The sequence below is a fragment of the Pseudomonas sp. C9-3 genome, from assembly GCF_032392015.1.
Lineage (GTDB): Bacteria > Pseudomonadota > Gammaproteobacteria > Pseudomonadales > Pseudomonadaceae > Pseudomonas > Pseudomonas nitroreducens.
Genome location: NZ_CP135919.1, coordinates 2113154 through 2132482, shown reverse-complemented (window position 1 = coordinate 2132482; position 19329 = coordinate 2113154). Strand labels below are relative to the sequence as shown.

Genomic DNA, 19329 nt, shown 5'->3' with positions numbered 1-19329 from the left:
CATCACCGGATCATGTAGACCTTCTTGATGGTCTCGTGCACGGTGCACACGCCCTTCCAGTCCTTGGGGAAGAAGGCCGCGGTATCCGGCTCGATCTCGATCACCTCGCCGGATTCGTGCACATAGGTGCAACGGCCTTCGAGGAAATGGCAGAACTCGTCGCTGGTCACGTGGCAGAACCACTTGCCCGGCGTGCAGTGCCAGATGCCGCATTCGGACTGGCCTTCAGGCCCCTTGTGCAGCACCACGCCGCTGACGTGGGACTCGCCCTCGAGCATGGTCGGGATCACGCCCCAGTCCTTGAGTTCGGTGACTTGCAGCGGGCGATGGATAACGGGAGTCTTCATGTCTTTCTCCAGCAATGGCCACCCTCTCGGGCGGCCGGATAAGGCGTAGGGCGAATAACCGCTTGCGGTTATCCGCCGATGGGCTCGGCGCAAAACTCGACGGCGGATAACGCTTGGGGCGTTATGCGCCCTACGGGTTCAGGCGAGCATGTAGAGGTTGCGAAGTGTGCTGTGCACGGTGCATTCGCCAGTCCAGCCGGCGGGGAACAGCACCAGGGTGTCGGGTTCGACCTCGATCACCTCGCCCTCGTCCGAGCGGTAAGTGGCGCGCCCGGCAACGAAGTGACACAGCTCGTCGCGCGGGATCGACAGCCGCCAGCGGCCGGGCGTGCAGACCCACAGGCCGGTCTCGGGACTGTTATTCGGGCCCTTGAACAGCAGGCGGCCACTGGAATGCGAGACGCCTTCCAGCGCGTCGGACTGCACGCCCCAGTCCACCAGGTCGTCGTAGTCGCGGGCGCCACGGATGTGCGGCGCGCTGGCCGCTCCATTGAAGAAGGGGTCCTTGGACTCAGCCATGGTTCACCGCCTTGCCGCCCATCAGTTGGTCGAGGATGCGCGCGGCGTCTTCCGGGCCCTTGCGCGAGCGCATGTAGTCGCTGGTGCGCGCCAGGCGCTCCTGCATCAGGTCGTCGCCGAGCAGCTGGGCGATGTTGCGCGCCAGGTCCTGCTCGCTCCAGTCGTAGCGATCCATGCGCAGGCCATGGCCACTCTCCTGGGCACGCATGGCGTTGTCGTGGCCGTCCCAGACATAGGGCATGACGATGGCCGGTTTGCCGAAGAACAGGCACTCGGTGAAGCTGTTGTTGCCGCCGTGGTGGATCACCCCGTCGACCTGGGCGATCACCGAGGGCTGCGGGTACCAGTTGGAAACGATCACGTTGTCCGGCAGGTCGTCGTATTTCTCCACGTGCTCGCCGACATTGAACAGCGCGCGGTACGGCAGCTTGCCGATAGCGGTGACCAGGCGCTTGAGCAGGTCGACATCGCCCGAGCCGAGGCTGCCGAAGCTGACGTACAGCAGCGGCTTGTCGTTGTGCGCCTTGAACTGCGGAATCTCGTAGGGCTTGTCGCTGCGCACGCACCCCTGCAGGTAGTGGAACTGCCGCGCCGGCAGCGCGTGGCGGCGCTGGAACTTCACCGGGTCCGGGTACAGCAGCAGGTTCATGTAGGGCGACTCTTCGAAGAAGGTGCCCAGCGGATACGGGCGCTCGCCACACTCGGCGAGGAAGTCGTTGAAGTCGGCGTGGATCGGCGCGATCACTTCCTCGAAGCGTTTCTGGAAGCGCGCGTGGCCCTCCTTGTCTTCCACGCTCATGCCCGACAGGTACGGCGGAATGTCCGGGTCATGCACCTCGTTCTCCGAGCAGGAGATGATCCGCACCCACGGCTTGCCGTAGTGCTTGATGGCCGGGAAGAGGATCACGTTGTCGACGCAGATCAGGTCCGGCTTGATCCGGTCGAGGATCGCCGGCAGCTCCTTCTGCGCCCACTTGGAGGTGGAGACGATGGCCTCCCAGCACTCCTTCACGTAGTTGTCGAGCTGGTCGATCGGTGCCTTGCGGAAGTTGGGGATGTGGCCGTTGATGAAGTCGGTCCAGTAGCGCGCCATCTCCTCCGCCGGCATCGGCTCGGACATGTTCACGTAGTGCTCCTCGAAGCCGTAGGCCGAATACACCCCGGTCATGCCCGGATCGGTGAGGAACACCGCCTTGTGCCCCAGCGCCTCGCAGGCCTGGGCGATGCCGACGGAGTTGAGGGCCGGGCCGTAGGCGGCCTCGGGGAAGAAGGCGATGACCTTGCGTTCACTACTCATGGTGCTCTCCTGTAAGTCTTGTTCTTGAAGCAATCAGTGAGTCAGCACGCGGCCGTGCCGCGCATCCCAGCCCAGGCGCACCGGCATGCCGGCGGCGAGGCGCAAGAAGTCGTAGTCCGAGGACGGCACGCGGACGATCAGCGGCTTGCTGGACAGCGCCGTGTTCACGTGCAGGTTGGTGTCCAGGCCGTGGTAGGCGACTTCCGCCACCTGGCCGTGGATCTGGTTGTCAGTGGCGGGCGTGGCATCGGTCAGCACGCGCAGGCGCTCCGGGCGCAGCGCGAGGGTCACGCTCTCGGGGCAGGACTGGGCGGTGGTCTCGATGTTCAGCACCTGATCGCCGGCCTGCAGGCGGTTGGTGCCCACGCGGCGGCCCTCGATCAGGTTGCTGACGCCGATGAAGTCGGCGACGAAGCGGCTGCCCGGGTTCTCGTAGAGTTCGCTGGGGCTGCCGCACTGGCAGACCTTGCCGTCACGCAGCACGGCCATGCGGTCGGACATCACCAGGGCTTCTTCCTGGTCGTGGGTGACCATGATGAAAGTGATGCCGCTCTCGTGCTGCAGGCGCTTGAGTTCCAGCTGCATCTTCTCGCGCAGCTTCTTGTCCAGCGCGCCGAGCGGTTCGTCCAGCAGCAGCACGCGCGGGCGCTTGACCAGCGCGCGGGCCAGGGCGACGCGCTGGCGCTGGCCGCCGGAAAGCTGGTCCGGGCGGCGGTTGGCCAGAGCGCCGAGCTGCGCGGTTTCCAGCACTGCATCGACGCGCTGGCGAATCTCGCCGGCGGGCAGCTTCTCCATCTCCAGGCCGTAGGCGATGTTGCTGCGTACGGTCATGTTGGGGAAAAGCGCGTAGGACTGGAACATCAGGTTCAGCGGGCGCTTGTTCGGCGGCAGCGGCGAGATGTCCTGGCCATTGAGGTAGATGGCGCCGGAGCTGGGCGTCTCGAAGCCGGCGATCATCCGCATCAGCGTGGTCTTGCCGCAGCCGGACGGGCCGAGCAGCGCGAAGAACTCGTTCTCGCGGATCGCCAGGGACACCTGGTCCACCGCCGTCAGGCCCTCGCCATAGGATTTGCTGACCTGGTCCAGCACCAGCAGGTCGGAAGACTTAGTCATGGGCTTTGGGCACCTTGTTCAGACGTTGGGAGGCGAACAGCGCGGTGAAGCTGACCAGCATCACCAGGGTGGCGAGGGCGTTGATTTCCGGGGTCACACCGAAGCGGATCATCGAGTAGATCTGCATCGGCAGCGTGGTGGAGGCGCTGCCGGAGCCGGAGTTGAAGAAAGCGATGATGAATTCGTCGACCGACAGGGTGAACGCCAGCAATCCGCCGGCCAGCACGCCGGGGAAGATCGCCGGCAGCAGCACCCGGCGCGCGGTGGTGAACCAGCCGGCGCCCAGGTCGATGGACGCTTCGAGGATCGAATAGTCGAAGTGCTTGAGGCGCGTGCGCACCACCGCGCAGACGAAGGCGATGTTGAACACCACGTGGCTGAGGATGATCGAGTGCAGCCCCAGGCTCATCTTCAGCAGGTTGAAGAAACTCAGCAGCGCAATGGCCAGGACGATGTCGGGGATGATCATCGGTGCCATCAGCAGGGTGTCGGCGATGTTGCTGCCTTTCTTGCCGCTGCTGCGCGCGCGCATTTCCACGCCCAGCGCGAGCAAGGTGCCAAGCACGCAGGCGATGAAGGTAGAGGTCAGTGCGACGATCAGGGTGTTCAGCGCAGCGTGCTGGATCGAGGCATTGGCCAGCAGCTTGGCGTACCACTTCAGCGATGCGCCGCCCCACGCGGTGGGCAGGCCGCTGGCGTTGAACGACAGCAGGATCAGCACCAGGATCGGCACATAGAGGAAGGCGTACACCAGCCACAGGTGTGTGCCGAGGGCGATGCCGGAGGAGTTACGCATGGCGTTCGCCCTCCGCGCCCTGGGCCCGGCGCGAGACCATGGCCTGGATGAACAGGAGCAGCAGCATGATGCCGATCAGGAAGAAGCTCAGCGCCGCGCCGAACGGCCAGTCCCGCGCGGTGAGGAACTGCGCGTAGATCAGGTTGCCGACCATCTGCACCTGCTTGCCGCCCAGCAGGTCGGCGGTGATGAAGTTGCCGATGGAGAGCACGAAGACGAACACCGCGCCGGCCGCCACGCCGGGCACCGACAGCGGCAGGATCACTCGGCGGAAAGTGGTCCAGCCGGACGCGCCAAGGTCCCGCGAGGCTTCCCAGAGCTCGTTGTCGATGCGCGACAGCGAGCTGTAGATGGCGAGGATGACGAAGGGGATGTAGTTGTAGACCAGCCCGAGCACCACGGTGGCGTCGGTGTACAACAGGTTGATCGGCTCGCCGCTGTAGCCCAGCAGGTTGAACAGCCGATTGAGCAGGCCTTCGCGGTTGAGCAGGACGATCCAGGCATAGGTGCGGATCAGGTAGTTGCTCCAGAACGGCAGCATCACCAGGAACAGGTACACCGCCTGCCGGCGAGGCGTGGTGCGGGTGATGGCGTAGGCCGCCGGGTAACCGATGATCACCGCGAAGAGCATGGCCAGGCCGGCGATCTTCGCCGAGCGCAGGAGGATGTCGAGGTACAGCGGGTCCACCGCGCGGCGGTAGTTTTCCCAGGTGAACACGTAGTCGATGCCGCCGTAGGCACCGCGCTCGAGGAAGCTGTAGACCAGCACCAGCAGGCACGGCAGCAGCAGGAACAGGGCCAGCCAGCCCAGACCGGGCGCGAGCAGCCAGGCCGACAATTTGCGGTCGGCGGATAAAGCGGTCATGCGTAGTTCCCCCAACCCCACGCCAGGCGGGGTGCTTCAGGGTTATTAAATGCAGTGAACTTCTGGGGCGAGCGAGCTAGAGCGAGGCAAGGCGAGAACAAGCGCGGGCGCGGAGTTTAGGCCGCTAAATGAGCAAGCCCGCGCTTGTTCTCAACGCAGCATCGCCGACGCGCAGCCGGCCCTACTACTGGGCCGCCATGATCTCGGTCACGGCGCGGGTGTACGCCTTCTGCGTCGAGCCGCCCACGTCACGCAACTGTTGCTGCTTGACCAACTCGGCCGGCGTGGTGGTGAGGTTGGGGTACTTGGCCAGCAGGTCCGGCTTGAGGGTCGCCATCGCCGCCTGGTTGGGCACCTTGTAGAGGATGTTCTCCGCGACCCAGGCGTGGTTCGCCGGCTCCAGCATGTAGTTGATGAAGCGGTAGGCGGCGTCGGGGTTCTTCGAGCTCTTCAGCACGACCATGGTGTCCACCCAGAGGTCGGAACCCTCCTTGGGCACGACGAACTTGATCGACTCGTTGGCCTGGGTGCCGTAGTTGCACCAGCCATCCCAGGCATGGGCCATCAGCGCCTCGCCCGAAGCCAGCTTGGAGTAGAAAGTGGTGTCGTCGAAGGACAGCAGGCGCTTCTTGGTGGCGATCAGCTGGTCGCGCACCGCGTTGATCTGGTCCGGGTTGCCGTCGTTGACCGACCAGCCGTTGGCCAGGAAGCCGGCGCCGAGCAGCCAGCGGTCGGTGGCGAGCATAGTGGTCTTGCCCTTGAGGGCGTCGGAAGGCTTGAGCAGGTCGCTCCAGCTCGACGGTGCCGGGTTGACCTTGTCCGAGCGGTAGCAGATGCCGGTGGTGCCCCAGGTGTAGGGCACGGAGAAGTGGTTGCCCGGGTCGTACTCGAGCTTCTGCGCTTCGGGGTAGAGGTTCTTGAGGTTCGGCACCTTGGCCGGATCGATGTCGGCGAGCAGGCCCTGCTTGTGCAGGATCTCGGCGAAGGGCGAAGAGACGAACACCACGTCGTAGCCTTCGCCGCCGGAGGCCATGAGCTTGCCCATGATCTCTTCGTTGGTGGCGTGGAGCGACTTGTCGGCTTCCAGGCCGGTGGCCTTCTGGAACTTCTCCAGGTTGTCCGGGGCCATGTAGCCGTCCCAGATGGAGATCACCAGATCCTTGGCACTGGCCGTGGTGGCGGACAGCGTGAGCGCGAGGGTTGCCCCTGCGTAGAGCATGGTCTTCAGCTTCATCTTGCGCACCTGACGATGATTGTTGTTGTGTCGACGGCAGCGGAACGAAAAGCGTACTACATGTCTTTTTTTCAAAATAAAAACCGAACCGCTGGCGAAGTCAACAATTTCCTACAACCATTTCCCACATTCTTGTTGGACCACCCTCGCTGTGGCATAAGGGTTCGCCCCGCGACGACAAGCCCGCCGGGACCGCTGGAGATGAGCCGCTTGAGCAAGGACACCGAGAAAAGACCGCGCACCAACCACCTGGAACTGGCCCGGCGGATCATCGAGCACGCCCAGGACACAGGTCTCGCCGATGGCGATGCGCTGTCCGAGCAACAGCTGGCGCGCACCTTCGGCGTCTCGCGCACGCTGATCCGCGCCGGCCTGGACCTGCTGCTGGAACAGCAACTGGTGGCCCACGAGCCGGGCAAGGGGTATCGCCTCACTGCCGACCCGTCCGCCCAGGTGCTCGGCTCCGCCCTGCCCCAGGCCGAGGAGGAAGCGCTGGCCGCCTCGGTATTGCGCGACCGCATGGCCGGCCGCCTGGGCAACAGCCTGAGCGCCAGCGAGCTGATGCGCCGCTACGACATCAGCCGCGTCGCCGCGCAGAAGGTCCTGGCGCAGCTCAGCGAGGACCAGGTGCTGGAGCGCGGCGCCGGACAGAGCTGGTCGTTCCGCCCGCTGCTGAACAACCTCGCAGCACTGGAAGACAGCCTGCGCTATCGGCTGATTCTCGAGCCCGAAGCCCTCCTCGCCCCCGGCTTCGAGCCGGACCTGGCGCGCCTCGCCCTGCTGCGCGGGGCCATGGAAGAGCTGCTGGCGGCGCCCATCGAGCGCTTCGACGTGGCCCAGTTCCGCGAACTGGACATCGGCTTCCACGAGCTGATCGCCCAGGGCTGCGGCAACCGTTTCGTCGGCGACGCCCTGCTGCAGCACCAGCGCCTGCGCCGCCTGCCCAACCTGCTGCCGATGGTCAGCGTGCACCGCCTGCAGGAAGCCCTGCGCGAGCACCTGCGGATCATCGAGCAGATCGAACGCGGCCAACTTGAAGTCGCCGCCGACCTGATGCGCCTGCACCTGCGGCTGTCCTTCGCGCAGCGCCCGCAGACCGCCAACCGCGGGATTCCGCAGTCGTTCGCCCTGGGCCGTCGCTGATTATTTTTCTCACACGGTGTTTTTTTTAACGAAAAAATGCAGTATCAGTTTCACGCAGTGCCCGTGAGCAACACCCGGATGTGCCCATGACGCAAAGAACAAGAACCATCGCCTTCTTCCCCGAGGCCAGCTTCGGCGCCGCGCTGAACTGCATCGGCATCGCCCAGGCCCTGCGCGAACTCGGCGCCCGCCCGGTGTTCATCTGCCATGCGCATTTCCAGGGCATCTTCGCCGAGTACGGCTTCGCCGAGTACCCGTTGCAACTGGACTCGCCGCTCTCCGCCGCCGACCACCAGCATTACTGGGAGCGCTTCATCGAGCGCAACGTGCCCTACTTCGACCAGCCGCCCCTGGCGCAGATCGACAGCTACGTAGCGCCGGCCTGGGAAGCCATCATCGACACTGCCATCGAGTCGGAAAAACCGCTGCAGCAGTTGCTCGCCCGGCTCAAGCCCGATGCCATCGTGCTGGACAACGTGGTCAGCTTCCCGGCCATCTCCGCCGCCGGCTGTCCCTGGGTGCGGATGATCTCCTGCGCGGAAACCGAACTGCCCGACGCTGCCGTGCCGCCCTACCTGTCCGGCGCCAGCAGCAGCGACCCGCAAGCCTGCGCAACCTATCGCGCGCACTACCTGCAGGCCACCCGGCCGGCCCATGAGCGCTTCGCGCAGTTCCTCGCCGAGTGCGGCCACCCCGCCCTGCCCGCCGGCCAGTTCCTCGAGGATTCGCCCTGGCTCAACCTGCTGCTCTCGCCCACCCCCGTGCGCTACGAGCGCCAGAATCCGCTGCCGGCCGAGCGCTATCTGTACCTCGATGGCTGCGTGCGCAGCGAGGCGCCGTATATCCCGCCGCAGTTCCCGCGGCACGACGATGCTGCGCTGATCTATGTGAGTTTCGGCAGCCTCGGCGCCGCCGATATCGAGATGATGCGCAAGCTGATCGATGCCGCCGCGCAACTGCCCTATCGCTTCCTGATCAACGTCGGCGCCTACCGCGAGCACTACGACAGCGTGCCCGACAACGTCTACCTCGACAGCTGGTATCCGCAGCCGGCGGTGCTGCGCGAATGCCAGTTGTTCATCCATCACGGCGGCAACAACAGCTTCTGCGAGGCGCTCTACTTCGGCCTGCCGTCGGTGATCATCCCCTACTGCTGGGACGGCCACGACAATGCCCGGCGCGCCGAGGAAGTCGGCGTGGCGCGCTACCTGCCACGCTTCGAGAACCCGCTGGCGGCGCTGCCCGGCACGCTGGCCGAACTGCTCGCCGACAAGGCCATGCAGCAACGGCTGGCCGGTGTGCGCGAACAGATGCAGGCCTCACGCGGCACAGCGTCGGCCGCGCAGGCAATTCTCGGCATCTGCAGCGACTAAGCAGCCAATGGCACCGCGCAAGTACGTGCCATTGGCTCTCTGCAAGGTTCCGATCCGCCCTTAAGCTGAGCTCCATTACCCCTGGAGCCCAGCATGACCACCTTCGATGACCAGCCGACCCTGCTCGGCGATTCCCTGCAACTTCGCCCGCTGCGCGGCGAGGATTTCGACGCCCTCTACGACGCCGCCAACTCGCCCGAAACCTGGGCCGGGCACCCGGCAAAGGATCGTTACCGCCGCGAGGTCTTCGAGCCCTACTTCCAGTTCCTGGTGAATGCCGGTGGCTGCCTGCTGATCCTCGACCGGGCAACCGGCCGGGCCATCGGCTGCTCGCGCTACTACCCGGTGCCGGACCAGCCGGAAGACATCGGCATCGGCTTCACCTTCATCAACCACCGCTACTGGGGCGGCGCGACCAACCGCGAACTGAAGGCCCTGATGCTCGGCCATGCCTTCCAGTGCTTCGAGCGCGTGTGGTTCCACATCGCGCCGAGCAACATCCGCTCGCAGAAAGGTACGGCAAAGCTGGGCGCCAGGCTGGCGTACGACGCTGAACTGGATCTCTCGGGCACTCCCGCGCAATGGCTTTGCTTCGAGCTTTCGCGCGAGCAGTGGGCCAGCCAAGGCGCCGAATAGGCGAGACACTCGCGGCCTGCCTGGCCGCCGTCCTGCGGCCGGGCGATCCGCAGCGGATCGGCGGCCGAGGTATCGTCAGGCCTTGCGCAGCGGAACTTCCTGCAGCAGCCACGACAGCGCGAAGGCCACGGCGCTGACCATGCACGCCACCAGGAAGACCCAGTGCATCGATCCGGAAAAGGCTTCCAGGTAAGCCTGTTGAAACGCTGCGGGCAAGGCATGCACAGCGGCCGGCGACAGGTTGGCCGGTGAGCCGACACTGGCCGGAAGGCACTCACGAGCCGACTCATCAGCTCGTGGGAGAACAATGCGCCGAACACCGAAACGCCAATCGAGCCGCCGATGGAGCGGAACAGGGTCGCCCCGGAGGTCGCCACGCCCATGTGGCGGAATTCGACGCTGTTCTGCACCGCCAGGATCAGCACCTGCATCACCATGCCCAGCCCGGCGCCGAGCAAGGCCATGTAGAGATTCATCTGCAACATCGACGATTGCAGGTCCAGACGGCTCAGCAACGCCAGGGCGATGACCTGCAGCAGCGTGCCAAGGATGGGGAATACCCGGTAACGTCCCCAGCGGCTGATCAGGCGACCGGTAATAGCCGAGACGACCAGCATTGCACCCATCAGGGGCAGCATCTGCAGGCCCGCACTGGTCGGCGTGGCGTCCTTGACCACCTGCATGTAGAGCGGTAGGAAGGTCACCGAGCCGAACAGCGAAACACCGACGGTGAACCCGATCAGCCCGGCGAGCACGAAGGTTCGGTGGCGGAACAGGTGCAGCGGCATGATCGGTTCCGCCGCGATGCGCTGCTCGTGGACAAAGCCGATCACACCGACAACGGCGAAGAGCGACAGGCACAGGATGTCGATCGAGGTCCATTTGAGCGTGCTGCCGCCCAGGCTGGTGATCAGCACCAGCGAGGCCAGGGCCAGGGTCAGGAAGAAGGCGCCAAAGTAGTCGATGACGTGTTTCACCCGTGCGACGTGGGGCTTGAACGCGCTGCCGATCACCAGCAGGGCGAGCAAGCCCAGCGGCAGGTTGATGTAGAAGATCCAGCGCCAGGACAACTGCTCGACCAGGAAGCCGCCCACCAGCGGACCGACCACCGTGGCGAGGCCGAATACGCCACCGAACAGCCCCTGGTAGCGGCCACGCTCGGCCGGCGGAATGACGTCGCCGATGGCCGCCATCGCCACCACCATCAAGCCGCCGCCGCCCAGGCCCTGGAGCGCGCGCAGGAGGATCAGCTCGGTCATGTTCTGCGCCAGCCCGCAGAGCGCCGAGCCCGCCAGGAACAGCACGATGGCGGTCTGCAGCACCAGCTTGCGGCCGTACAGGTCGCCGAACTTCCCATACAGCGGGACCACGACCGTGGAGGCCAGCAGGTAGGAGGTCACCACCCAGGACAACAGGTGCAGGCCGCCCAGTTCGCCGACGATGGTCGGCAACGCGGTGGACACGATGGTCTGGTCCAGCGCCGCGAGGAACATCACCAGCAGCAACGCCGCCAGCAACAGGGGAATGGATGGCTGCGTCGCCTGAGCGTCGTCCGAGGGGCTCAGGTTCGTGGCCAGGGGTTGTTCGGAAGCCGTTTGCATGGAGCGGACCTGATGAGATGAGGTGTCGTGGGAAGTAGAAGGAATGGAAGCCGGGCTCATTCGCCCGTGGAGGGCGCGCGCAGACGGTGCTGCCGCCCCACTTCCTGCAGGCCGGCCAGGGTGAAGCTGTAGAGCTGGGCGACGACCACAGGGCCTGGCATGTCGAGAATGTCGCGCAGGGCGCCATGCCCGCCACGAGGTCCGATCAGCAGCATCGCCCAGGGCGCCGTGACGCTGAGGATGCAGGGCACCAACGCGGGGTCGTCGGGCGGAATCCCGGTGATCTCGCTGAACAGCTGCTTGAGCAACGTCAGCTTCAGCGCCTTTTCGGGGTGCAGCACTTCCTGGCCGTGGCTGCTGGGCGCCAGGGCTTCGGCAGCCAGCACCCGCAGGTGCCAGCTTTCCCGCCCGCGCACCGCCTTGCGCACGACCAGTTCGGTCAGCGCGAGCAGCTTGTCCGGCGCCGACTGCCCGCCCTGGATGATCAGCTGCAGGTCGGCGATGTCGAGAAAGCGTCGACGGGCCTCACCCAGCACGGCCTGGTAGAGACCGTTGCGGCTGCCGAAGTGGTAGTTGATCGACGCCAGGTCGACCTCCGCCTTGGCGGCGACGGCCTTGTTGCTGGTTTCACCGAAGCCGAGCGTGGCGCACAGCTCACCGGCGGCTTCAAGAATGCGCAGGCGGGTCGCTTCACCATCTTTTCGAGCTTCGCGGGAGGCCATGGTTTTTCCTCAATAACGGAACAGTGCCGACAAGCCTGAAGCAGGTTAAATCTAAATTCAATTTAAATTTAAGGATTACGACGAACTGCTCTCTCGGTTGGGATCAGCCTCCGGACGTTGGTCGGCGCCCTCCTGAGCGGATCATTGGAGGCGCGCTCCATCTAGACCTTCGATGGACAGGAACGCTTGCGACAACGGCGGTCGGCCAGCCGCAACTGCTCGTTTGCCGAAGCGGCTGGGCACTCGCCGACTACTCCATTTTCCTTGCCTGCCTGATGGCACGCACATTAAGATGAGATTACTTCGCAACTGCAAGACGTTATCACGCAAGGATTCGCGTTGCCCCCACCCGCTGCTTCCAGCCCTCGACACGCTGACGTACAGGCCTTGTATCTCGATCACCATGCCTGGTTGCTGGGCTGGCTGCGCAAGCGGTTGCGCCATCGCGATAACGCGGCCGATGTGGCCCATGACACCTTTGTGCGCATATTGGCCTCCCGGGACCTTCTGGGACTGCAGGAACCGCGCGCCTTCATCTGCACCATCGCGCGGCGGCTGCTCATTGACCGCGCGCGCCGTCAAGCCATCGAGCAGGCCTACCTGGACGAACTGGCACGCGTCCTCGACGAAGCAGATGGTCACCCTTCCGCCGAGCAGGTTGCCGAGGCAATCGACGCGCTGGAACAGATCGCCCATGCCCTGCTCGGGCTCAACGCCAAGGCGCGCATGGCATTTCTGCTGCGCCATCTCGACGGCCTGACTCACGAGCAGATCGCGGAACGCCTCGGCGTCTCCACGCGCATGGTGCAGAAGTACCTGGTGCAGGCTCTGCTGCACTGCCACCGGCAACTGGGCGGAGCATGATGAGCCGGCACGAAGACGCCCTGCTCCAGCAGGTTGCCGAGTGGCTGGTGCGCCTGGAAGCCGAGCCGCAACGGCAGGCCGAGTTCGATGCATGGTGCGCGAGCGATGCTCGTCGCGCAGCGGCGGTAGCCAGCCTGACGAGCACCTTGCGGCGCTTCGACAGGCTGTCTGCGGCACCCGCGCATGCAGCACTGGATGCAGCACACAGCCTGGACCGGCAACGCCAGAGGCGTCGCACCGGCGGGGTCGCACTGGCCCTGGCGGCGCTATTGCCACTGGGCTTGTTCCTGCACGCCAATCCGCCGGCCTACCTGCTCGCCGACCTGCGTACCGGAACCAGCCAGTGGCAGGAAACACGTCTCGACGATGGCAGCCAGGTCATCCTCGACGGCCGCTCGGCAGCAGACCTCGACTTCGACACCCATCGCCGCACCGTGCACCTTATCCAGGGCGACATCCTGGTGCAGGTGGCCCATGACTCCGCCCGCCCCTTCGTCGTCGAAACCGCCCACGGCAGCATCCGCGCACTGGGTACGCGCTTCATCGTCGAACGCCGCGACGACGCCACCTGGCTGACGATGCTCGAATCCCGCGTCGAAGTGCGCAGCGTCTCCGGCGCCAGCGTGGAAGTGGCGGCCGGCCAGCGCCTGCGCCTGGACGATCAGGGCCTCGGCCAGCCGCAGCGGGTGGACAGCAACACCTTCGAGCGATCCTGGCGCAACCACCAGTTGGTGGTCTGGGACCGGCCGATACCCGAAGTGCTCAAGGAACTGGATCGCAACTTCAGCGGCTACCTGGCCTACGACGCCAAGGCGCTGGCCGGCCTGCGGGTTTCCGCGGTGTTGCCGATGGATGACCCGCAGCGCGCACTGCGCCTGCTGGCGCGCAGCTTCCCGCTGCAGGTGAAGTCCTACGGACCGTGGCTGCTGCAGGTGAACCGGGAAAATCCACGCGAATAATTATTTTTCAATGTCGGTTCCAGTTTGGCCGAGTGGCCCGTCCTGAATGACATAAGCCAACCCAACAGGAACCTTCATGAACCGCTCCTCGCGTCGCCTCTCTCCGCTGGCCCTGGCCCTGGCCCTGCAACTGGGCCTGGCCGCCTCCCTGGGCCTGCCAGCACTGTCGCTGGCAGCCCAGGCGGACAGCCGCAGCTTCGATATCCCCGCCGGCCCCCTGGGCACCGCCCTGAACCGCTATGCCAGCCAGGCTGGCGTGGCGCTGTCCTTCGATGCCGGACAGGTACGCGGCCTCCAGGCGTCAGCGTTGCACGGCAGCTATTCGCTGGAGGAAGGCTTCGCCCAGCTGCTGCACGGCAGCGGCCTGCAGGCCCGGGCGGTGGCCGACGGATACGTGCTGGCTCCCGCCGATGACGCACTGGAGATGTCACCGACCACCATCAATGGCGCCAACCTTGAATCGGCCTGGGGACCGGTGCAAGGCTACGTGGCGACCCGCACCGGCACCGCCACCAAGACCGACACACCGATCCTGGAGGTCCCGCAGACCATCAATGTGATCACCGCCGACCAGATCCAGGCCCAGGGCGCGCAGAACCTCACCCAGGCGCTGCGCTACACCCCCGGCCTGGGCGTCAACGGCTACACGGACCGCAACTCCATCGCCGACGAGATCACCAGCCGTGGTTTTGCGCCGACGCCGCTGTACCTCGACGGCGCCTACCTTCCCTACGCCGGCAGTCTGGGCGGCGCCCCGCAGATCGATCCCTACACGCTGGAACGTGTCGAGGTACTCAAGGGCCCGTCCTCGGTGCTGTACGGCCAGAACCAGCCCGGCGGGCTGGTCAACATGGTCTCCAAGCGTCCCACCACCGAGCAGCGCAGCCAGGTCAGGTTCGGTCTGGGCAGCTACCACCGGGTCAATGGCGCGTTCGATACCAGCGGTCCGCTGGATGAGCAGAAAGCCTTCTCCTACCGCGTCATCGGGGTCGCCAAGAAGGGCAATGAGCAGGTCGACCACACTCACAGCGAGCGAATGCTGCTGGCTCCCAGCCTGACCTGGGCGCCCACCGAGGACACCGCCCTTACCCTGCTCGCCCAGGTCCAGCGCGACGATGGGCTGGAGGACTACCAGTCGCTGCCGCGCATCGGCAGCCTGGTGCGCGGCCCCACCGGCCAGCGCATCGACCGGGACTTCTTCTCCGGCGACTCGCGCTACAACGACTACAAGCGCGACCAGTACATCCTCGGCTACGACTTCAGCCACCGCTTCGACGAAGACCTGCAGTTCCGCTCCACCGCCCGCTACACCGACGTGGATGATCGCTACCGGGGCTTCTACCTGCGCAGTTTCGTTACCGACGCCGACGGCGTCACCGACTACACCCGCGCCAACCGGACCAAGGTCGACTGGCGGCAGCACAACAGCGCCTACACCCTCGATAACAACCTGGAATACCGCTTCAACACTGGCGCCCTGCAGCACACCACGCTGGCCGGCGTCGACTATCGGCATTTCAACCGCAAGTACGACGGCTACAACGCCTACAACGCGGAACCCGTGAACCTCTATGGGAAGAACAACACCGACACCGGCAACGTGCGCCCGGAGCTGACCACCAAGTGGGATAACACCGTTCGCCAGACCGGGCTCTACCTGCAGGACCAGATCAAGCTGGACCAGTGGATCCTCACCATCGGCGGGCGCCAGGACTGGGCCGAGGTCGAGAACAAGGACCTGCTCGCGCGCAGCATCACCGAGCAGCGCGACAACAAGTTCACCGGGCGCATCGGCCTGACCTACGTCACCGACTTCGGCCTGGCGCCCTACGTCAGCTATTCCGAGTCCTTCCTGCCAACGGCGGGCACCGCCGCGCCGGAGCGCGGCGGCAATGCGTTCAAGCCCACCGAGGGCGAGCAGTACGAAGTGGGTGTGAAGTACCAGCCGTTCGACAAGACCCTGCTGACCGCCGCGGTGTTCCAGATCAAGCAGAAGAACGTCCTTACCGGCGACGTCGACTATCCGCAGTACGAAAGCCAGTCCGGCGAGGTACGTTCGCGCGGTGTCGAACTGGAGCTCAAGTCCAGCATCGAGCAATTCGACGTGCTCGCCGCAGCGACCTACATCGACTCGTTCTACACCAGGGAAACCTACGGCAACGAGGACAACCGCAGCGAAGCCCAGGCGCCTGTCTCGGCCACTGCGTGGGTGGATTACCACTTCAGCCAGGCCACCGTCGACGGCCTCACCTGGGGCGTCGGCGCACGCTACACGGGCAGGAAGCCGGGTGACGCGGCCAACAGCTTCCATACCCCCGCCTATGTCGTCTACGACACCACCCTCGGCTACGACTTCAGCCGCTTCTCGCCAAGCATGGCGGGCCTGCAAGCGCGCCTGAACGTGCAGAACCTGTTCGACCGGGAGTACGTCTCCGACTGCAACTACGCATTCGGCTGCTACTACGGCCAGGAGCGGGTGGCCTCGCTGGAAATGAGCTACGACTGGTAGCCACGACGCGGAACCGCAGCGATGCCCGGGGCCGGCCTCATCGACGGCCGGCTCCAGTCATCCATGCCTCACCGCATTGCTGGGGAACGCGCGCTCACCGGGAGCCCAGGCCTTGGCCATGTCTGCCAGACTGGCGCACCGGAATGCCGTCGTCACGCGCAACTCGTGACGACGGCCGAGGGGTGAGGCTCCGCCTTATCGCAACGGGATGTAGACATCCGTCTGCCACTGCTCCAGCGGCGTGTGCGGATAGACACTCAGGTAGTGGAAGAACAGGGGATGGTCGCGGAGCTCTTCGTTGCTTGCGGGTAACCAGTCTCGATAAACCGGGTAGATGCTCTCGCCAATGTGATCGGGTGAGCCGACGTGGCGCACGACGACGCAGCGGCCGCCGGGAATGACCAGTTCGCGAACACCGTAGTCGTTCGGCGCCACCTCCCCGTCGATCTCACCGCAGATGGCGAAGCGAAACTCCTCCGCCGGTGTCGTGTCGGGGTTGCCGTAGGGGATGCCAAAGGTGCGACTCGATGCGACGGGCGAGCAGCCGCTGCCCATGCGCCATTCGATGAACCGATTCACGCTCTCGTCGAGCTGTGCGGGAGGACCGCAGTGCTCGAGGGCTGCGACCCGGACTTCGGCGAAATCGACGATACGTACTTGCATGGTAATGCTCCTGGAGAAGTGGGGAATGGCGAAGACCGCATGCCAGGACCGCCAGTCCGGCTGCTGCCGGAAGGCCCTGGGAGCCATGCCAAAGTCCCGGCGAAAGGCTCGGCTGAAGGCCTCGGGACTGTCGAAGCCGGCGTCGAACGAGGCCTCCAGGACCGAGTACTGCGCGCCGGCCACCAGGCGATGCGCCGCTCGCCGCAACCGCATCAACTGCACATAGCGGGCAACGGGCACACCCACATAGGCGGTGAACTGCCGGTGGAAGTGGTACACCGAGAAATGGGCCACCTCACTCAACGCCTTTACCGAAAGATCACCTTCAAGGTGGCCATCGATATAGGCGAGCACCGCGTCGAAGCGTTTGGCGTAAGCAATCGGGATATCGGACACCGGACGGCAGCTCCTGGATATACGGTCGACGACAGGATCCCCCAATCCTGCAGGGGCGCACCTAGCCGGGCTTGCTCAGATCAAGCCCGGAGCATGCCAGCTTTGTGCGATAGCGGAAGCCTCACCGCCTTGGCGCTCGCTCCACGCAAGGTGGATAAGGGCGAGAACAACCACGCCCCTGCCCGCCTGCCGGGAAGCATTGATCTTCATCGAAGGACTTTCGGAAGCCCGGCCGCAGGGCCGTTGGTCAGCGCAGCCGTGCGAGGAGTCGGCAATTGGCGGGATGTCGCGCAGGCCGCCATCGTCCGCGATGTAACCCACCTAGGCCGGCGTAACGCCGGTCAACAGCTGCGCCGTCTGCAGGCAGCACTTCTCCGCCTTGCGCGCGCTGAAGGCCTTGTGGTCCAGCGCCCACTCCAGCCAGAAGCCATCGATCAGCGCGGTGATGATCAGTGCGCCGCAGGAGAAACGGATGTCCCGCCAGCAGGCGTGCGCGACAGACTGCTCGAAAGGTGCCTCGCGCCTGCGGTGCGCAACTGTCCGTTGCAGATGTTCGGGCTCCGGAAGCTTGCGCAGGACATATGGAAACCCGTATATTCGTTTTTCCATATATCCAGATAAAGCCATGATCACTCCACCCGAAGTCTTCAAGAGCCTGGCCGACGAGACCCGCGCTCGCGCCACCCTGCTCATCGCCAGCCTGGGCGAGCTGTGTGTCTGCGAGCTGATGTGCGCGCTGGACGATAGCCAGCCGAAGATCAGCCGCCACCTGGCACAACTGCGCAGCAGCGGCCTGCTGCTGGATCGCCGCCAGGGGCAGTGGGTGTATTACCGCCTCAACCCCGAACTGCCCGCCTGGGTGCACGACATGCTGCAGGTCACGCTGCTGGCCAACGGGCAGTGGCTGGCCGACAACACCCTGCGCCTGCAGAACATGGACGGCCGCCCCGTCCGTGACGCCGCCTGCTGCTGATCCCCGTCGAGCGAGTCTTCCATGCTGGTCGCCATTGCAGTCTTCATCTTCACTCTCGTTCTGGTCATCTGGCAGCCCAGGGGCCTTGGCGTCGGCTGGAGCGCCGCCCTGGGCGCGATCATCGCCCTGGCCGCCGGCGCGGTTTCGCTGCACGACATCCCGGTCGTCTGGGCCATCGTCTGGAACGCCACCGCCACCTTCATCGCGGTCATCGTCATCAGCCTGCTGCTGGATGAGGCCGGTTTCTTCGAGTGGGCCGCACTGCACGTGGCGCGCTGGGCGAACGGCAGCGGCCAGCGCCTGTTCGCCTTCTGTGTGCTGCTCGGCGCGGCCGTTTCGGCGCTGTTCGCCAATGATGGTGCGGCACTGATCCTCACGCCCATCGTCATGTCGATGCTGCTCGCCCTGCGCTTCTCGCCCGCCGCGACCCTGGCCTTCGTCATGGCTGCCGGCTTCATCGCCGACACCGCAAGCCTGCCGCTGGTGGTGTCCAACCTGGTGAACATCGTTTCGGCGGATTACTTCGGCCTGGGCTTCGCCGAGTATGCCTCGGTGATGCTGCCGGTGAGCCTTGCCAGCATTGCCGCCACCCTGCTGGTGCTGTTCCTGTACTTCCGCCGTGACATCCCTAGGCAGTACGCGCTCCATGCGCTGAAGGAACCCAAGGCCGCCATCCATGACCGCGCCACCTTCATCGTCGGCTGGTGGACGCTGCTGGCGTTGCTGGTCGGCCTGTTCGCCCTGGAGCCGCTGGGCATCCCGGTCAGCGCCGTGGCCGCCGCCTGTGCCGCGCTCCTCTTCGCTGTCGCCGCCCGCGGCCAGCGCATCTCCACCCGCCGTGTACTGCGCGAAGCGCCCTGGCAGGTAGTGATCTTCTCCCTCGGCATGTACCTGGTGGTCTACGGCCTGAAGAACGCCGGCCTCACGGACTTCCTTGCCCAGTTGCTCGACCGCCTTGCCGGACAGGGGCTGTGGGTCGCCGCCCTCGGCACCGGCCTGCTCTCGGCGCTGCTGTCCTCGGTGATGAACAACATGCCCAGCGTGCTGGTCGGCGCCTTGTCGATCCAGGCCAGCGGCGCGGAAGGCCTGGTGCGCGAGGCGATGATCTACGCCAACGTCATCGGCTGCGACCTCGGCCCGAAGATCACCCCCATCGGCAGTCTCGCCACGCTGCTCTGGCTGCATGTGCTGGAACGCAAGGGCGTGCGGATTACCTGGGGTTACTACTTCAAGGTCGGCATCCTCCTGACCTTGCCAGTTCTGCTGATCACCCTTTCGGCCCTGGCGTTGCGCCTGAGCCTCTGACGTCCCGCCCAGAA

At 65.3% G+C, this 19329-nt stretch carries 18 protein-coding genes and 1 pseudogene; 8 read left to right on the top strand and 11 right to left on the bottom strand.

The window, feature by feature from the left end; genetic code table 11:
* Positions 1-2: 2 nt before the first annotated feature.
* The 7 genes from RS899_RS09705 to RS899_RS09675 all read right to left on the bottom strand — a co-directional run bounded on the left by RS899_RS09705 (position 3) and on the right by RS899_RS09675 (position 6171).
* Entirely contained in the window at positions 3-347 is a 345-nt protein-coding gene (locus tag RS899_RS09705) for a cupin domain-containing protein (protein ID WP_017519228.1), read from the bottom strand.
* A gap of 138 nt (positions 348-485) precedes the next feature.
* On the bottom strand, positions 486-866 hold the full coding sequence (locus tag RS899_RS09700; RefSeq protein WP_315809745.1) for a cupin domain-containing protein: 381 nt from the start codon (positions 864-866) through the stop codon (positions 486-488).
* The gene (locus RS899_RS09695; protein ID WP_315809744.1) at positions 859-2163 is read right to left on the bottom strand and encodes a glycosyltransferase; all 1305 of its coding nucleotides are present in this window, start codon (positions 2161-2163) and stop codon (positions 859-861) included. The genes RS899_RS09700 and RS899_RS09695 overlap by 8 nt, the downstream gene beginning before the upstream one ends.
* Positions 2164-2196: 33 nt before the next feature.
* Positions 2197-3276 (bottom strand): ABC transporter ATP-binding protein, encoded by a 1080-nt coding sequence (locus RS899_RS09690; RefSeq protein WP_315809743.1) that lies wholly within the window; start codon positions 3274-3276, stop codon positions 2197-2199.
* Positions 3269-4072 (bottom strand): ABC transporter permease, encoded by an 804-nt coding sequence (locus RS899_RS09685; protein ID WP_315809742.1) that lies wholly within the window; start codon positions 4070-4072, stop codon positions 3269-3271. The genes RS899_RS09690 and RS899_RS09685 overlap by 8 nt, the downstream gene beginning before the upstream one ends.
* Positions 4065-4937: an ABC transporter permease gene (locus tag RS899_RS09680; RefSeq protein ID WP_054909749.1), complete on the bottom strand. Its 873-nt coding sequence runs from the start codon at positions 4935-4937 to the stop codon at positions 4065-4067. Before RS899_RS09680 ends, RS899_RS09685 begins: the two co-directional genes overlap by 8 nt.
* Positions 4938-5121: 184 nt before the next feature.
* Positions 5122-6171 carry a polyamine ABC transporter substrate-binding protein gene (locus RS899_RS09675; protein ID WP_054909750.1) on the bottom strand — a complete coding sequence of 350 codons (1050 nt, stop codon included), beginning with the start codon at positions 6169-6171 and terminating at the stop codon, positions 5122-5124.
* Positions 6172-6372: 201 nt separating this feature from the next.
* On the opposite strand from RS899_RS09675, the gene RS899_RS09670 reads away from it, so the two are divergent.
* The 3 genes from RS899_RS09670 to RS899_RS09660 all read left to right on the top strand — a co-directional run bounded on the left by RS899_RS09670 (position 6373) and on the right by RS899_RS09660 (position 9323).
* A complete protein-coding gene (locus RS899_RS09670; RefSeq protein ID WP_054909751.1) occupies positions 6373-7314 on the top strand; it encodes a GntR family transcriptional regulator in 942 nt (313 codons plus the stop codon).
* A gap of 86 nt (positions 7315-7400) precedes the next feature.
* Positions 7401-8687 (top strand): glycosyltransferase, encoded by a 1287-nt coding sequence (locus RS899_RS09665; protein WP_315809741.1) that lies wholly within the window; start codon positions 7401-7403, stop codon positions 8685-8687.
* Between the two features lie 93 nt (positions 8688-8780).
* Entirely contained in the window at positions 8781-9323 is a 543-nt protein-coding gene (locus tag RS899_RS09660) for a GNAT family N-acetyltransferase (protein ID WP_315809740.1), read from the top strand.
* A gap of 320 nt (positions 9324-9643) precedes the next feature.
* On the opposite strand, the pseudogene RS899_RS09655 reads toward RS899_RS09660, so the two are convergent.
* Together RS899_RS09655 and RS899_RS09650 are read right to left on the bottom strand one after the other, a co-directional pair.
* Positions 9644-10924 (bottom strand): annotated as a pseudogene (locus RS899_RS09655) (MDR family MFS transporter); the annotation flags it as partial.
* A gap of 56 nt (positions 10925-10980) precedes the next feature.
* Positions 10981-11646 carry a TetR/AcrR family transcriptional regulator gene (locus RS899_RS09650; RefSeq protein ID WP_315809739.1) on the bottom strand — a complete coding sequence of 222 codons (666 nt, stop codon included), beginning with the start codon at positions 11644-11646 and terminating at the stop codon, positions 10981-10983.
* Between the two features lie 387 nt (positions 11647-12033).
* On the opposite strand from RS899_RS09650, the gene RS899_RS09645 reads away from it, so the two are divergent.
* The 3 genes from RS899_RS09645 to RS899_RS09635 all read left to right on the top strand — a co-directional run bounded on the left by RS899_RS09645 (position 12034) and on the right by RS899_RS09635 (position 15978).
* On the top strand, positions 12034-12510 hold the full coding sequence (locus RS899_RS09645; protein ID WP_233298557.1) for a sigma-70 family RNA polymerase sigma factor: 477 nt from the start codon (positions 12034-12036) through the stop codon (positions 12508-12510).
* Entirely contained in the window at positions 12507-13469 is a 963-nt protein-coding gene (locus tag RS899_RS09640) for a FecR family protein (RefSeq protein WP_315809738.1), read from the top strand. Before RS899_RS09645 ends, RS899_RS09640 begins: the two co-directional genes overlap by 4 nt.
* A 76-nt stretch (positions 13470-13545) precedes the next feature.
* Positions 13546-15978 carry a TonB-dependent siderophore receptor gene (locus RS899_RS09635; protein WP_315809737.1) on the top strand — a complete coding sequence of 811 codons (2433 nt, stop codon included), beginning with the start codon at positions 13546-13548 and terminating at the stop codon, positions 15976-15978.
* Between the two features lie 195 nt (positions 15979-16173).
* On the opposite strand, the gene RS899_RS09630 is transcribed toward RS899_RS09635, so the two are convergent.
* Positions 16174-17037, bottom strand: a complete 864-nt coding sequence (locus RS899_RS09630; RefSeq protein ID WP_315809736.1) for an AraC family transcriptional regulator — start codon at positions 17035-17037, stop codon at positions 16174-16176.
* Between the two features lie 321 nt (positions 17038-17358).
* Positions 17359-17664 carry a hypothetical protein gene (locus tag RS899_RS09625; RefSeq protein WP_315809735.1) on the bottom strand — a complete coding sequence of 102 codons (306 nt, stop codon included), beginning with the start codon at positions 17662-17664 and terminating at the stop codon, positions 17359-17361.
* Here RS899_RS09625 and RS899_RS09620 point away from each other — a divergent pair.
* Together RS899_RS09620 and RS899_RS09615 are read left to right on the top strand one after the other, a co-directional pair.
* Positions 17663-18010 carry a metalloregulator ArsR/SmtB family transcription factor gene (locus RS899_RS09620; RefSeq protein ID WP_054909759.1) on the top strand — a complete coding sequence of 116 codons (348 nt, stop codon included), beginning with the start codon at positions 17663-17665 and terminating at the stop codon, positions 18008-18010. The two genes, RS899_RS09625 and RS899_RS09620, sit on opposite strands and share 2 nt — an antisense overlap.
* A 21-nt stretch (positions 18011-18031) precedes the next feature.
* Positions 18032-19315, top strand: coding sequence for an arsenic transporter (locus RS899_RS09615; protein WP_054909760.1), 1284 nt, complete (start codon positions 18032-18034; stop codon positions 19313-19315).
* Positions 19316-19329: the final 14 nt, after the last annotated feature.

Bases quoted from the DNA above. Each gene is read 5' to 3' on its own strand.
- RS899_RS09685 (WP_315809742.1), bottom strand. From the start codon at position 4,072: ATGCGTAACTCCTCCGGCATCGCCCTCGGCACACACCTGTGGCTGGTG.
- RS899_RS09675 (WP_054909750.1), bottom strand. From the start codon at position 6,171: ATGAAGCTGAAGACCATGCTCTACGCAGGGGCAACCCTCGCGCTCACG.
- RS899_RS09640 (WP_315809738.1), top strand. From the start codon at position 12,507: ATGATGAGCCGGCACGAAGACGCCCTGCTCCAGCAGGTTGCCGAGTGG.
- RS899_RS09665 (WP_315809741.1), top strand. From the start codon at position 7,401: ATGACGCAAAGAACAAGAACCATCGCCTTCTTCCCCGAGGCCAGCTTC.
- RS899_RS09700 (WP_315809745.1), bottom strand. From the start codon at position 866: ATGGCTGAGTCCAAGGACCCCTTCTTCAATGGAGCGGCCAGCGCGCCG.
- RS899_RS09620 (WP_054909759.1), top strand. From the start codon at position 17,663: ATGATCACTCCACCCGAAGTCTTCAAGAGCCTGGCCGACGAGACCCGC.
- RS899_RS09680 (WP_054909749.1), bottom strand. From the start codon at position 4,937: ATGACCGCTTTATCCGCCGACCGCAAATTGTCGGCCTGGCTGCTCGCG.
- RS899_RS09690 (WP_315809743.1), bottom strand. From the start codon at position 3,276: ATGACTAAGTCTTCCGACCTGCTGGTGCTGGACCAGGTCAGCAAATCC.
- RS899_RS09650 (WP_315809739.1), bottom strand. From the start codon at position 11,646: ATGGCCTCCCGCGAAGCTCGAAAAGATGGTGAAGCGACCCGCCTGCGC.
- RS899_RS09660 (WP_315809740.1), top strand. From the start codon at position 8,781: ATGACCACCTTCGATGACCAGCCGACCCTGCTCGGCGATTCCCTGCAA.
- RS899_RS09625 (WP_315809735.1), bottom strand. From the start codon at position 17,664: ATGGCTTTATCTGGATATATGGAAAAACGAATATACGGGTTTCCATAT.
- RS899_RS09695 (WP_315809744.1), bottom strand. From the start codon at position 2,163: ATGAGTAGTGAACGCAAGGTCATCGCCTTCTTCCCCGAGGCCGCCTAC.
- RS899_RS09670 (WP_054909751.1), top strand. From the start codon at position 6,373: ATGAGCCGCTTGAGCAAGGACACCGAGAAAAGACCGCGCACCAACCAC.
- RS899_RS09615 (WP_054909760.1), top strand. From the start codon at position 18,032: ATGCTGGTCGCCATTGCAGTCTTCATCTTCACTCTCGTTCTGGTCATC.
- RS899_RS09635 (WP_315809737.1), top strand. From the start codon at position 13,546: ATGAACCGCTCCTCGCGTCGCCTCTCTCCGCTGGCCCTGGCCCTGGCC.
- RS899_RS09705 (WP_017519228.1), bottom strand. From the start codon at position 347: ATGAAGACTCCCGTTATCCATCGCCCGCTGCAAGTCACCGAACTCAAG.